Raw genomic sequence first — 13,180 nt, forward strand, 5'->3', positions numbered from 1 at the left:
CGCGGTGCAACCGCTATGTGCACAGCTGTCGCTCCGGCACCAGCCGATACACTTCCAGACGTGACTACAACCTTCGATCTCTCTGCATCCTTCAAGGCCTACGACGTCCGCGGCATCGTCGGTGAGACCATCACCGCCGACTCGGTCCGGGCGGTCGGAGCAGCCTTCGTCGACTCGCTCGAGCTGTCCGGTGAGACCATCCTCGTCGGCGGAGACATGCGGCCGTCGTCGCCCGAGTTCTCGAAGGCGTTCGCCGAGGGTGCCACCCGCCGCGGGGCGAACGTGGTCTACCTCGACCTCATCTCCACCGACGAGCTCTACTACGCCAGCGGTACCCTGAATGCGGCCGGTGTGACGTTCACCGCCAGCCACAACCCGGCCCAGTACAACGGGATGAAGATGACGCGCCCCGGTGCCGTCCCCGTGTCCTCGGAGACGGGCCTCAACGACGTCCAGGAGCGTGCCGAACGCTACCTCGCAGACGGCTCGATCCCCGCCGCCGCGGTGCAGGGCACCACCGGCGTGCGCGACGTCCTCGAGGAGTACTCGCGGTTCCTGCGCACCCAGGTGGACCTCTCGTCGTCGCGCCCGCTCAAGCTGGTGGTGGACGCCGGCAACGGCATGGCAGGCCTGACCACCCCCGCCGTCCTCGGCGACAAGATCCTGCCCGCCCTGCCGTTCGAGATCGTGCCCCTCTACTTCGAGCTCGACGGCTCCTTCCCCAACCACCCGGCCAACCCGCTCGAGCCGGAGAACCTCCGCGACCTGCAGGCCGCCGTCGTCGAGCACGGCGCGGACATCGGGATCGCGTTCGACGGCGACGCCGACCGCTGCTTCATCATCGACGAGCTCGGCCAGCCCGTCTCACCCAGCGCCATCACCGCGATGGTCGCCCGCCGCGAGATCGCCCGTGCGCAGGCCGCCGGCGAGGCCGAACCCGTGATCATCCACAACCTCATCACCTCCCGCGCGGTGCCGGAACTGATCAGGCACGACGGCGGCCGTCCGGTCCGCACGCGCGTGGGCCACTCCTTCATCAAGGCCGTCATGGCGAAGGAGGGCGCCGTGTTCGGCGGCGAGCACTCCGCCCACTACTACTTCCGGGACTTCTGGAACGCGGACACAGGGATGCTCGCCGCGATGCACGTCCTCGCGGCCCTGGGCGAGCAGGACGGGCCGCTCTCGGAGCTGGGCCGCGAATACGAGCCCTACTTCTCCTCGGGCGAGGTCAACTCGAAGGTCGAGGACCTCACGGCGTCCATCGCCCGGGCGCGCGCCGAGTTCGAGCAGGACGGCGTCGTCGTCGACGACCTCGACGGGCTGACCTTCACCCCGGACCACGGGAACTGGTGGTTCAACCTGCGCCCCTCGAACACCGAGCCGTACCTCCGGCTCAACGCCGAGGCCGTGGATCCCCGGACGCTCCAGGACCTCGTGCAGCGCGTCCTCGGGGTCATTCGCGACTGACCCTCCGCGCGGTACCGGCCGGGAGCGCACGTATGGCGGGTCCCATCACTCAGGACCCGCCACAGGTGCGCACTCACCGAGGACCGGCGTCGTCGGCCCCTGATGTCAGGAGACGCTGAACCGTTCCTTCAGTTCGTGGAGCTGGCCCCGGAGCTCGTCGGGCAGGGACTCACCGAAGCGGTCGTACCACTGCTCGATGCCCCGGAGTTCCTCGGCCCATTCGGCGGCGTCGACATGCACGGCGGCCTCCACCTCGGCCGGCGTCATGTCCAGTCCCGTGAGATCGAGCGCTTCCCCTGTGGGGACGAAGCCGATGGGGGTCTCGACGGCGTCCGCTGTGCCCTCCAGCCGTTCGATGACCCACTTGAGTACCCGCGAATTGTCGCCGAAGCCGGGCCAGGCAAAGCCTCCGGACGCAGTGCGGCGGAACCAGTTGACGAGGAAGATCTTCGGCAGGCGTGCCTGGTCCGCGCCGGCGCTGAGGGTGAGCCAGTGCCGGAGGTAGTCGCCGGCGTCGTAGCCGATGAAGGGCAGCATGGCCATGGGGTCACGGCGCACGCGGCCCACCTCGCCGGCAGCGGCCGCCGTGGTCTCCGACGACAGCGTCGATCCCATGAAGATGCCGTTCGCCCAGTTGCGCGACTGCGTGACGAGAGGGACCGTCGTCTTGCGGCGTCCGCCGAAGAGGATGGCCGAGAGCTCGACGCCGTCGGGCCGGTTGAACTCCTCGGCGAGCATGTCGATCTGGTCGATCGGGGTGCAGAACCGGGCGTTCGGGTGCGCGGCGGTGTGATCCATGTCCGGCGTCCAGTCGCGGCCCTGCCAGTCCGTGAGGTGGGCCGGCACCTCCTCCGTCATGCCCTCCCACCAGACGCCGCCGTCGTCGGTGAGGGCCACGTTCGTGAAGACCGAGTTGCCCTTGGCGATGGCGCGCATCGCGTTCGGGTTCGTGTGCCAGCCGGTGCCCGGGGCGACGCCGAACAGGCCTGCCTCGGGGTTGACGGCCCGCAGCTCGCCCTCCTTCCCGAAGCGCATCCAGGTGATGTCATCGCCCAGGGTCTCGACCTTCCAGCCGTCGATCGTGGGGTCGAGCAACGCGAGGTTCGTCTTGCCGCATGCCGAGGGGAACGCCGCGGAGAGGTAGTAGGTCTTGTCCTGGGGTGAGGTGAGCTTGAGGATCAGCATGTGCTCGGCCAGCCAGCCCTCGTCGCGGGCCATGACGGATGCGATCCGCAGCGCGTAGCACTTCTTGCCGAGCAGGGCGTTGCCGCCGTAGCCGGAACCGTAGGACCAGATGGAGCGCTCCTCGGGGAAGTGGACGATCCACTTGTCCTCGTTGCAGGGCCATGGGACATCGGCCTCACCCTCGGCCAGGGGTGCGCCGAGCGAGTGGAGGGCAGGCACGAACGCGGCGTCGAGTTCGGTCATGCGGTCCAGGACGGGGGTGCCGATCGTCGCCATGATGCGCATGGACGTGACCACGTAGGCGCTGTCGGTGATCTCGACGCCGAACTTGGGGTCCTCGGCGTCGAGGTGGCCCATGACGAACGGGATGACGTACATGGTGCGCCCGCGCATGGCCCCGGTGAACAGGCCGGTGAGCTTCGCCTTCATCTCGGCCGGATCCATCCAGTTGTTCGTGAAGCCCGCTTCCCGCTCATCCTTCGAGCAGATGAAGGTCTGCTCCTCCACCCGGGCCACGTCCCTGGGGTCCGAGAACGCCGCGAAGGAGTTGGGGAAGGTCTCCGGGTTGAGCCGGATGAAGGTGCCGCTCTCGACCAGACCATCCGCGAGACGCCGGTTCTCGGCCTCCGACCCGTCCACCCAGACGACGTCGGCGGGCTGCGTCAGCTGCCGCACCTCCTCCACCCACGCGAGCAGGGCCCGGTGGGTGGTCGGCGCAGTGGGGGGTGTGTCGACCGTGAGCTGCCGTACGGGATCGCCCATTACTCTTCCCTTCGTTGGGTGCCTGGTGTGTACCGATGCTAGGGGCGGGATATTTCATGTGAGGGTCCGATCGGCGGAGCATGCACCCTGGACCTGGGGTGTTCCGCGTCACTGCGCGGATGTCCAGCGCTTACGTTACGCCTCGCTGTGATGAAGGTCACGTAGACCGGTCTACCCGGGACTGGAGGGGTACGCTGATTAGGCGCCGCAGCCAATCCACGCTAGAGTTATTTACGGCCAAACGGCCGGTTTGTGGGACTCATCCGCCCGGCGGATCGACGAACTGCGAATGCGTGCGTAGCTCAACGGATAGAGCATCTGACTACGGATCAGAAGGTTGGGGGTTCGAATCCCTTCGCGCGCACCACGGTCGAACCAGACCACGAAAGGCCCCGACTCCGGTCGGGGCCTTTCGCATGTGGGTTGCTCCCGGGTGGGGCGGATGGAAGGCTCTGCCTATGAGCGAACCCCAGAGCATCGATGTCATCGTGATCGGCGCCGGCGCAGTCGGCGAGAACGTGGCGGGCAGGGTGGTCGAGCGGGGACTCTCGGCGGTGCTCGTCGAGGCCGATCTCGTCGGGGGTGAATGCTCCTACTGGGCCTGCATGCCGTCCAAGGCCCTCCTCCGCCCGGGCACCGTCCTCAACGCGGCCCGCGGCGTGGCCGGCGCACGGGAAGCTGTGACGGGTGTACTCGACGCGCAGCAGGTACTCGAGCGCCGCACCTCCTTCACTTCCGACTGGGACGACTCCTCACAGGAGGAATGGGTGACCTCGACGGGCATCACCCTGGAACGCGGCTGGGCGAAACTCACCGGTGAGCGCGAGGTCGTCATCGGCCACGGCGACGGATCCGAGACCAGCTACCGCGCGAACCACGCCGTCGTGCTCGCCACGGGCTCCACGCCGACGGTCCCGCCCGTCGACGGGCTCGCCGACCTCGACTACTGGACCACCCGTGACGCGACCTCCGCGAAAACGATCCCCGCAAGCCTCGCCGTCCTCGGCGGCGGCGTGGCCGGCGTCGAACTGGCCCAGGCCTATGCTCGACTCGGCGCGGAGGTCACCGTCATCGCCCGCAGCGGGATCCTCGGCAATTACCCGAAGGAAGCCTCGGACCTCGTCGTCGATGCCCTCCGCGGTGAAGGGCTCACCATCCTGACGGACACGGCGACGAACGCGGTGCGCCAGGCGGACGGCGGCTTCGTACTCGACGTCGGCGACGGCCGGACCGTCACGGCGGAGAAACTCCTCGTCTCGACCGGGCGGCACCCGCACACCTCCGGACTCGGGCTCGAGAGTATCGGCCTGGACCCGAAGACGCTGACCCGGGACGCCACCGGACGCGTCCCCGACGCCGGCGGCTGGCTGTACGCGGTCGGCGACGCGGGCGGCGTGGTCCAGCTGACGCACCAGGGGAAGTACGAGGCGCGCGTGACCGGTGACGCCATCGCGGCCCGCGCCCGGGGCACCCTCGGCGATGCCGCCGAGGACTGGAGCGCCTACGCCTCGACGGCGGACCGGACCGCTGTCCCCCAGGTGGTGTTCACCGACCCGGAGATCGCCATGGTGGGGCGCACCCTCGAGCAGGCGCGGAAGGACGGCGTCAACGCCTCCGAGACGTCCCTCGAGATCGCCGTCGCCGGGTCCGCCCTGCACTCCGACGGGTACAAGGGCTGGGCGCAGATGGTCGTCGACGAGGACCGGAAGGTGCTCGTGGGCGTCACCTTCGCCGGGCCCGAGGTGTCCGAGATGCTCCACGCCGCCACGATCGCCATCGTCGGGGAGGTGCCCCTCGACCGCCTGTGGCATGCCGTGCCCTCCTACCCCACCGTGAGCGAGGTGTGGCTGCGGCTGCTCGAGAAATACGGGCTGTAGCGGACCGGACCCGTCAGCGGAGAGTCGATGCCCGGCGGACCACGAAGTCCGTGACGTCGGCATCGCGCCCGTCGAGCTCCGCCCAGGGACCGTCGAACGCCATGACGGTGAGGCCCGACGTCGGGTAGTCCGTCGCGAGATCCATGACCGCGCGTTCGCTGGAGCGGACGGAAGCCAGCCGCATCGCCAGGTCCTGAACGCCGGGATTGTGCGCGATGACGAGCAGGCTCGTCACGGTCTGCGGCACGTGGTTGATGAGGGCGAGCATCTCGGAGGGACGGGCCGCGTAGAGCTCGTCCTCCAGCTTGGGCGTGGGCGCTTTGTCCCCCAGCTCCTTGCAGACCCAGGTGCAGGTCTGGCGGGTGCGCAGGGCAGTGGAGACGAGGATGAAGTCGGGGACGGCATCGTGTTCCAGCATCCAGCGCCCCACGAGCGGGGCGTCGGCGTGGCCGCGCGAACTGAGCGACCGCTCGTGGTCGGGGATGCCCTCCTGGAACTCGGCCTTCGCGTGGCGCAGCAGCATGAGTCGTTTCAGGTGGGAGGCCATCCTCGCAGTCTAGGGCTTCCCCGGCGTTCCCAGCAGCCTAGATGGAGTACTCGGGCGCCGCCCAGACCACTACTTCGGGGTGGTCGTAGAAGCGGTAGCCCTGGCCGCGGACGGTGCGGACGGTGTTCGCCAGGCGGCCCAGCTTCGAGCGCAGGCGGCGGATGTGCACGTCGATGGTGCGCTCGTTCGGCACCTCGTCGGCGTTCCGCCACAGGCCGCTGAGGAGTTCCTCCCGGCCCACGGTGCGGGTCGCGTTCTCCACGAGGTAGTTCAGGAGTTCGAACTCCTTGAACGTGAGGTTCAGGGTCTCGCCGTCCAGGTGGACCTCGCGCCGCGACAGGTCGATGAGCACTCCCGTGGGGCGGGACTGCTGCGCCCGGGACGGCGCGGGCACGGCCTCGGGGCGGGCACGGCGGGCGACGGTCGGATCGCCGAGCGCAGCGCGGACGACGTCGATGTCCGACCCGGGAGCATCCGCCGGGGCGAGGGCGACGGCCGCGTGGCTCTCGGCGGTCGGCACGAGGGAGCGCACATAGGCCCGCACGTCCTGCGCAAGTTTGGCGAAGGTGGTGCCCGCAGCCGCGGCGGTGGCCTCGTCGAGGGCGACGTAGAGCACGAAGCCCCGCGCGGTCGTGTCGCCGGTGACCGCCTGGGGGCCCGGCACGCCGTTGGGCGCGACGACGGGGACGGGCGCCGTCATGGCCGGCGCGATGTCCCCGCCGGGGACGGCCTGCAGGCGGGACTGGGGGCCTTGGGGCTGCTGCGCGTGACCGTGCCCGAAGGACGGGCGTGCCTGGCGGTTCTGGGGCGAGCGGAGGGAGATATGGACGTAACCCGGATTAACTGACATTGAACCAACCTCGTGAAGTGTGCCGTCATCGCGGCTCGAATGCGGGATGTGCCCGGTCGGGATGAAGAGGATCGCCCGCCGTTGGGCCTGAAAGTGCGTAAAAGGGTTGGGGTGTAACCGTTACGCGTGCATTCGAAGACAGCAGCGGCCTGCTCCGGACGGGACGCCCGGGGAGGAGACTGCGGCTGCACATGCGAGTGAAAGGGTGTTCACGTGACGAATTATTGCATGTAACAATTGGCTACGCGCAAGTAACAAAGGTCGATAGTCCAGCATGCGGACGCCTTGCGCGGAAGACGGAACGCGCGTCGACGCGAGCCGGTCCCTCTGAAATGGCGCAGTACGTCCACGCTCTGGGCCGAACAGGACCGATTCGTCCGATTGCAAGCCCCCGGGAGGGCCGACGGCCGAGCACGCCGAGCCGTCACGAGACGAAGCGGCCGGGCGGAAGTCCTAGCCGACGACGCCGTAGAGGCGGTCTCCGGCGTCGCCGAGACCCGGGACGATGTACGACTTCTCATTGAGCCGCTCGTCGATCGAGGCCAGGACGATCGTGACGTTGCGGCCCTCGAGCTCCTCCTGCAGCGTGGCGAGTCCCTCGGGCGCGGCGAGCAGGCAGATGCAGGTGATGTCCGCGGCTCCCCGGGCGAAGAGGAACTTGATGGCCTCGCGGAGGGTGCCTCCCGTGGCGAGCATCGGGTCGAGCACGAACACCTGGCGCCCGGTGAGGTCGTCCGGCAGTCGCTCGGCGTACGTGATGGCCTCGAGGGTCTCCTCGTTGCGGGCCATGCCGAGGAAGCCCACCTCGGCGGTCGGCACGAGGCGCGTCATGCCCTCGAGCATCCCCAGGCCGGCGCGCAGGATGGGGACCACGAGGGGGGTGGGCTTCACGAGTCCGACGCCTTCGGTCCTCGTGACGGGCGTCTCGATGGACACGGTCTCCACGCGGACGTCACGCGTGGCCTCATAGGCCAGCAGGGTGACGAGCTCCTCGGTGAGGAGCCGGAACACCGGCGACGACGTGTCCTTGTCCCGGAGAACCGTGAGTTTGTGGGCTACCAGGGGGTGGTCGACTACCAGTACACGCATGCCTCAAAAGTACCATTGGAGCCATGTCCCCCTCCCTCCTCCCTGTCCTCCCCGAGCACCGGGCGTGGATGGGGCTGGCCCTGGAGGCGGCCGCACTGACCCGCGCGAGCGCCGACGTGCCGATCGGCGCCGTCGTCATCGGGCCCGACGGTGAGGTGCTCGGCACGGGCTGGAACCAGCGCGAGGAGCTCGGGGACCCGACGGCGCACGCCGAGGTGCAGGCCATCCGCGTCGCCTCCGCCCGCCTCGGCGCGTGGCGGCTCGAGGGCTGCACCCTGGTGGTGACGCTCGAACCGTGTGCCATGTGCGCCGGCGCCTCCGTCCTGGCGCGCATCCCCCGCGTGGTGTTCGGGGCCTGGGACGAGAAGGCAGGAGCGTCGGGCTCCGTGTTCGACGTGCTGCGCGAGCGTCGGCTGAACCACTGGACCGAGGTCTTCGCGGGGGTACGCGAGGACGAGTGCGCCCAGCTGCTCACGGAGTTCTTCGCCGCCCAGCGGTCCGGCTCCGGCCCGGGGTGATGACCGGGGGCATAGTGCGTAGGCTGAGGAGATCCGCAGCATCCCCTTCGAAGGAGTAGACGTGGCAGATCAGCAGGACGGCTTGAAAGAAGTACAGGACATCCTCGGCAAGACCGACATCGCGATCCTCACCACCGTGAGCCTCGACGGCCAGCTCGTGAGCAGGCCCCTCGCGCTCCAGGCGAAGGACTTCGACGGCGACCTCTGGTTCTTCACGGAGGACCCTTCCCCCAAGGCCGACGAGATCCGCGCCAACCCGCAGGTCAACGTCTCGGCGAGCACCGGCAAGGGGTACGTCTCGATCGCGGGCACGGCGACCCTGACGAAGGACCAGGCGAAGATCGACGAGCTGTGGGGGCCGTCGGTGTCCGCGTGGTTCGAGAACGGGCGCGAGGATCCCGCCGTCGCCCTCATCCACGTCGACGCCGACACCGCCGAGTACTGGTCCATGGACGCGCCGCGCGTCGTCTCGGCCGTGAAGATGGTCAAGGGCCTCGTGACGGGCACCAAGCCCGACGTCGGCAAGAACGACGTGGTCGAACTCCCCTAGGGCTTCCCCCGCGCCCCGTTTTGGGTCTGGGGCGCTGCACCCGGTAACGTAGTGGCGTTGGTGACGTGTCCGAGCGGCCGAAGGTGCAACACTCGAAATGTTGTTTGGTGTAAAAGCCAACGTGGGTTCAAATCCCACCGTCACCGCCACCGAAAACCCCCGGGAAACCGGGGGTTTTCTCCATTTTCAGGAGATCTGTGGTGCATCAGTGGTACACGTTCCAGGGAAGCAAGGCGCTTGGAGGTGTACCGCGCTGCCGCTCGCATTCGGGTTCGTTGTCATCTGACGCCCGAGGATCTCAGAGGAGCGGCTCCGGATCTCGTTTGGCGTCTCCCTCGGCCAGGGCGGGCGCTGAACAATCTGGTCAGTATCAACGTCTGAGCCAACGGCATCAGACGTTTCCCCAACGGAGGAGCCCTTTCGGTCGAGAGCCGTGGCGAGATGACGTTGGTCATGGACCGGCAGTTGCGCCGGATTCCTAACACGGAATGGTGCTGATGTACCGGCTCGGGCTGAGCCGTGTGCGCATCGATGACTTGGTGTCCGCCGAACCCGCCACTGACGGTTCGTGTTAGGTGCCCCAGACCGCCATGACGCTTTTTTGTAACGACCCTGCTCCGAGATTCACAGCACTACCTACCCGTCACCGCATGACCGGCCCCGCCGGTAGAGTATCCAAAAACTGAACCGTACTGGGTGGAGGGAGGCAAACCATGGCGCGCGCAGACCTGCTGCTCGACCTTGTGGAAGCGGAGCGTCGTGGAGACCGAGACCGCTTCCGCATCTTGGTCGAAGCCGTAATAGCCGAAGAGCGTGCTAATCAGCATCATCTTGTTGCTGACCGTCTTTCGGATCTCATCACCACTACAGGGCAGAGCCACGTCCGCGACGACCGCGCCGCAGCGATTCGAGACTTAGTGCAGGAGGTGGTTCCTAATCGTCGATTGGATGACCTGGAACTTGGGCCTGTGCCGCGACGAGTTGTAACGGAGCTGATCGAGGAACAGAAGCGGGCCGACTTACTGCGCAGTTACGGAATCGAGCCGCGAAATCGACTGCTGCTCTCTGGGCCGCCGGGCAACGGTAAGACCAGCGTTGCTGAGGCCATCGCCGCAGAGTTGATGCTGCCGTTCTACGTCATCCGATATGAAGGTGTCATGTCCAGTTTCTTGGGTGAAACCGCCGCCCGACTTGATAACGCCTTTGAGTTCGCGCGGACCCGTCGTTGCGTCCTGTTCTTCGATGAACTCGATACCATCGCCAAAGAACGATCCGACGAGCATGAGACCGGTGAGATCAAGCGCGTCGTATCGACTTTGTTGCTACAGATCGACCGGCTCCCGTCTCATGTCCTACTTGTCGGCGCTACCAACCACAGCGAATTGCTCGACCGCGCCGCCTGGAGGCGCTTTCAAATCCGCGCTGAACTCGGCTTGCCCGGCCGCGACCAAGCTACACGCTTCCTGGAGCGCCTCGCCGCTCGACTTGGCGGTGAGCTCGGATTCTCGCCACGAACTTTGGCCGACAAGCTTGCTGGATCGAGCTACTCCGATTTGGAAGAATTCGCCTTGGACGTACGTCGCAGGGCGGTGCTGGAGCTGCCGGATAGCAATCTGCGACGGATAGTCCAGGAGCGCCTTGAGCACAAGCGCGATCAGGCGGCGAGGTGACTGACGAGCGTCGACCGCTTCTGGTTTTCGGGCCGCCTACAGTTGCAGATCGTCCCCCGCTGCCTCGGCAACAAATGCCGCAATTGTCCACGCCGAGCGTAAGTCGTCAAAGAGAGCGGCTCACCCCTCAATTTACAGAATTGACCGGAGCGTTCAAGGCTGAAAGAGCACGCTTGGCCGCTGACACCTCTGATGAGGTCGACCCAGAGCTTGTGGTTGTGTTTGACTTAGCTGGCAGCGTTAAAGACTTTCGCAATGCAATCAATCGGATTGAGGGACTAGAGTTTCTGTCCGAGCTGCTCGGGGACCAGTCCGATCCCGACGATGATTTCAACATCGTCGAGGGCGATGGTTTGCGAACGGACAAGCCCGTTACTCACTCCCTTTACCTGATGATGTCCAATACCAAAGCGACCACTGAGCTTCTGGATCTTTTTAAAAGATGGCAGAAGAACCCATCAGAACCCTTCGACCACGGACTGGGCAAGTTCAAATCGGCTTTCAAACAGCTGACTGCTATTCGACGTTGGGGACCGGAAGACCGCATTCGAGAGACTGGTCTGCGCGAGCAGTGGCAGGAAACCCTCGAGGTTATCGGCCAATCTTTTAGCCCCGTACTCGTCGAAATTGAGTTATGGTTTCGCCGTGAACCCACGGAGCGTGCTGTGGCGCAAGCACAGGTTGAGCAGGTGGTCAGGGCCAGCGGCGGGCGTGTCCTCAGTACCTCGCAAATCGGTGAAATCAGTTATCACGCGCTGCTAGTCGAGCTGCCGATGCAGCAGGTCCAGGCAGTACTCGACAATGGTGCTGCGGCGATTCAGTTGCTGGCCACTGACAATGTCATGTTCGTCAGCCCATACACGCCAATGAATATAGCGCCAGCCACCCTCGACCCGGTCTCTACTGTGGCACATCGATCAGGAAAGCGAGTAGAGGGATTACCTCGAATCGCCCTGTTGGACGGGTTGCCGTTCGTGAACCACGATGCTCTCGCCGGCAGGCTATTGGTAGATGATCCTGACGGGCTCAGCGAGAATTACCCGTTGTCCTCACGTAATCACGGCACATCAATGGCCTCGCTCATTATTCATGGTGACCTTTCCGCACCCGGCGAACCACTCGACCGACCTTTATATGTTCGGCCGATCATGCAGCCCCACGAGTTCAACACGGGATGCGAGCAGGCAATACCGGATGAGCTACTTACCGACCTACTTCATCGTGCCGTCAAACGCATCGTTGCGGGGGACGGGAGACAGGATGCGGCCGCACCCAGCGTCCGAATCATCAACCTCTCAATAGGCTCGCGAACCAGAGCTCTTGTACGGAGGATGAGCCCGGTCGGCCGCTTGCTCGACTGGCTCGCTCACTCCTACAACCTTTTGTTTGTTGTAAGCGCCGGCAATCACCTTGATCCCATCACAATGCCCATTGAGGCCGCTGGCTCCGCTGACGCTGCGCGATCAGCCGCAGTTCGCTCGACATACAATGCGTCGCTGCTACGGGGCATACTTCCTCCAGGAGACGCACTAAACGCTCTGACGATCGGCGCTACTCATGAGGACGGGTTGAGTGACATCGACGTGCCCGACACCGTATGGGACATCACGCATCCAAACGCACCAGCTCACTATGGCGCCACCGGGCCTGGAGTCGACCGCTCCGTTAAGCCTGACTTTCACTTCGAAGGAGGGCGGGCACTCTATACACGCCCGGTCTTGCGTCCTGGGAACACTACGGTTTCCGTCCACCTTGCGCCCACAGGGGCAGCAGGTCCCGGTCACCAAGTGGCCGCCCCTGGGCGAGCAGGGGCAACGAACAACACGGTTTTCACAGTCGGCACGAGCAATGCGACCGCACTGGTGACGCGCGAAGCGAGCCGCCTGTTTGATGTCCTCGAAGCGGGCCAAGCGGACGCCAGAGATACACCGCTGCCTGACCCCCAGTATCACCCTCTGCTCGTGCGTGCTCTTCTTGTCCACGCGAGTAATTGGGGCGAATGGGAACAAAGACTCCGACAAGAACTTGGACTTACAGATCAACGCACCCGCCGTCATCTGACGGCTCTGCTTGGTTACGGAAGCCTCAATACAGACCGGCTTGGAAACGCCGCAACGAACAGGGCCGTCCTAGTTACCGGGGGACTAATCTCACGAAACCAACGCCATACTTATGAGCTACCGCTACCTGCTTCGCTTCGAGCACGCGCTGAGTGGCATCGCTTCACAATCACTCTCGCGTACATGGCGCCCACAGTTGGTCAGCTCACCCGTTACCGCGGCGCGAAGGTCTACTTTGCCACGCCCGATACAGGCCTCGCCGGCGGTGACAGGATCGACGCCGAGCACCACTCGGTAAGGCGAGGAAGCCTTCAACACGAGATAGTGCAAGGTACGCGGACAATGATCTTCGGTGACGGTGACACTTTCCCCATTCACGTCGAATGCATGGACGACGCCCAGCGGCTCGGATCTGGGAAGAACGTTCGATACTCTCTCGTCGTCTCTGTCGAGACAGCAGAACGAACCTCGACCACCATCCACGATGAAGTTCGCGCGAGACTGCGGCAAAAAGCTCGGGACCGTGCACTCAGCCGGGTGCAAGGCTGATGTGTTCAGCGTAGTAAATCTAATCCCGCGAGCACTCTTCATCAACCGTAATTGAG

General features: G+C 65.5%; 10 protein-coding genes and 2 tRNA genes. 8 read left to right on the forward strand and 4 right to left on the reverse strand.

The features are described from left to right. The first annotated feature begins 15 nt into the window (after positions 1–15). A complete protein-coding gene (locus AC4D2F_RS14575; RefSeq protein WP_104166996.1) occupies positions 16–1,467 on the forward strand; it encodes a phosphomannomutase/phosphoglucomutase in 1,452 nt (483 codons plus the stop codon). Between the two features lie 105 nt (positions 1,468–1,572). On the opposite strand, the gene AC4D2F_RS14580 is transcribed toward AC4D2F_RS14575, so the two are convergent. Then, positions 1,573–3,414 carry a phosphoenolpyruvate carboxykinase (GTP) gene (locus AC4D2F_RS14580; protein WP_104166998.1) on the reverse strand — a complete coding sequence of 614 codons (1,842 nt, stop codon included), beginning with the start codon at positions 3,412–3,414 and terminating at the stop codon, positions 1,573–1,575. A gap of 291 nt (positions 3,415–3,705) precedes the next feature. On the opposite strand from AC4D2F_RS14580, the gene AC4D2F_RS14585 reads away from it, so the two are divergent. Beyond that, a tRNA-Arg gene (locus tag AC4D2F_RS14585) sits at positions 3,706–3,781 on the forward strand. 91 nt (positions 3,782–3,872) lie between these two features. Then, positions 3,873–5,291 carry a dihydrolipoyl dehydrogenase family protein gene (locus AC4D2F_RS14590; RefSeq protein ID WP_490911180.1) on the forward strand — a complete coding sequence of 473 codons (1,419 nt, stop codon included), beginning with the start codon at positions 3,873–3,875 and terminating at the stop codon, positions 5,289–5,291. Positions 5,292–5,304: 13 nt separating this feature from the next. Here the strand turns inward: AC4D2F_RS14590 and AC4D2F_RS14595 are convergent, their stop codons facing one another. The 3 genes from AC4D2F_RS14595 to upp all read right to left on the reverse strand — a co-directional run bounded on the left by AC4D2F_RS14595 (position 5,305) and on the right by upp (position 7,777). Beyond that, positions 5,305–5,838 carry a SixA phosphatase family protein gene (locus AC4D2F_RS14595; RefSeq protein WP_181033593.1) on the reverse strand — a complete coding sequence of 178 codons (534 nt, stop codon included), beginning with the start codon at positions 5,836–5,838 and terminating at the stop codon, positions 5,305–5,307. Positions 5,839–5,875: 37 nt separating this feature from the next. Continuing rightward, positions 5,876–6,688 carry a winged helix-turn-helix domain-containing protein gene (locus tag AC4D2F_RS14600; protein WP_104167004.1) on the reverse strand — a complete coding sequence of 271 codons (813 nt, stop codon included), beginning with the start codon at positions 6,686–6,688 and terminating at the stop codon, positions 5,876–5,878. A 453-nt stretch (positions 6,689–7,141) separates the two neighbouring features. Continuing rightward, the gene (gene upp / locus AC4D2F_RS14605) at positions 7,142–7,777 is read right to left on the reverse strand and encodes a uracil phosphoribosyltransferase (protein ID WP_104167006.1); all 636 of its coding nucleotides are present in this window, start codon (positions 7,775–7,777) and stop codon (positions 7,142–7,144) included. Positions 7,778–7,800: 23 nt separating this feature from the next. Between upp and tadA the strand changes: the two genes are divergently transcribed. The 5 genes from tadA to AC4D2F_RS14630 all read left to right on the forward strand — a co-directional run bounded on the left by tadA (position 7,801) and on the right by AC4D2F_RS14630 (position 13,124). After that, positions 7,801–8,295 (forward strand): tRNA adenosine(34) deaminase TadA, encoded by a 495-nt coding sequence (gene tadA, locus AC4D2F_RS14610; RefSeq protein WP_490911184.1) that lies wholly within the window; start codon positions 7,801–7,803, stop codon positions 8,293–8,295. A 61-nt stretch (positions 8,296–8,356) separates the two neighbouring features. Continuing rightward, positions 8,357–8,845: a pyridoxamine 5'-phosphate oxidase family protein gene (locus tag AC4D2F_RS14615; RefSeq protein ID WP_490911185.1), complete on the forward strand. Its 489-nt coding sequence runs from the start codon at positions 8,357–8,359 to the stop codon at positions 8,843–8,845. A gap of 59 nt (positions 8,846–8,904) precedes the next feature. Continuing rightward, positions 8,905–8,994, forward strand: a tRNA-Ser gene (locus AC4D2F_RS14620). A gap of 564 nt (positions 8,995–9,558) precedes the next feature. Further along, positions 9,559–10,515, forward strand: coding sequence for an AAA family ATPase (locus tag AC4D2F_RS14625; protein ID WP_490911186.1), 957 nt, complete (start codon positions 9,559–9,561; stop codon positions 10,513–10,515). A gap of 173 nt (positions 10,516–10,688) precedes the next feature. Beyond that, the gene (locus tag AC4D2F_RS14630; protein ID WP_490911187.1) at positions 10,689–13,124 is read left to right on the forward strand and encodes a S8 family peptidase; all 2,436 of its coding nucleotides are present in this window, start codon (positions 10,689–10,691) and stop codon (positions 13,122–13,124) included. Positions 13,125–13,180 lie beyond the last annotated feature (56 nt).

Source organism: Arthrobacter sp. TJ-263 (assembly GCF_058269155.1).

Bases quoted from the DNA above. Each gene is read 5' to 3' on its own strand.
- AC4D2F_RS14575 (WP_104166996.1), top strand. From the start codon at position 16: ATGTGCACAGCTGTCGCTCCGGCACCAGCCGATACACTTCCAGACGTG.
- AC4D2F_RS14580 (WP_104166998.1), bottom strand. From the start codon at position 3,414: ATGGGCGATCCCGTACGGCAGCTCACGGTCGACACACCCCCCACTGCG.
- AC4D2F_RS14590 (WP_490911180.1), top strand. From the start codon at position 3,873: ATGAGCGAACCCCAGAGCATCGATGTCATCGTGATCGGCGCCGGCGCA.
- AC4D2F_RS14595 (WP_181033593.1), bottom strand. From the start codon at position 5,838: ATGGCCTCCCACCTGAAACGACTCATGCTGCTGCGCCACGCGAAGGCC.
- AC4D2F_RS14600 (WP_104167004.1), bottom strand. From the start codon at position 6,688: ATGTCAGTTAATCCGGGTTACGTCCATATCTCCCTCCGCTCGCCCCAG.
- upp (WP_104167006.1), bottom strand. From the start codon at position 7,777: ATGCGTGTACTGGTAGTCGACCACCCCCTGGTAGCCCACAAACTCACG.
- tadA (WP_490911184.1), top strand. From the start codon at position 7,801: ATGTCCCCCTCCCTCCTCCCTGTCCTCCCCGAGCACCGGGCGTGGATG.
- AC4D2F_RS14625 (WP_490911186.1), top strand. From the start codon at position 9,559: ATGGCGCGCGCAGACCTGCTGCTCGACCTTGTGGAAGCGGAGCGTCGT.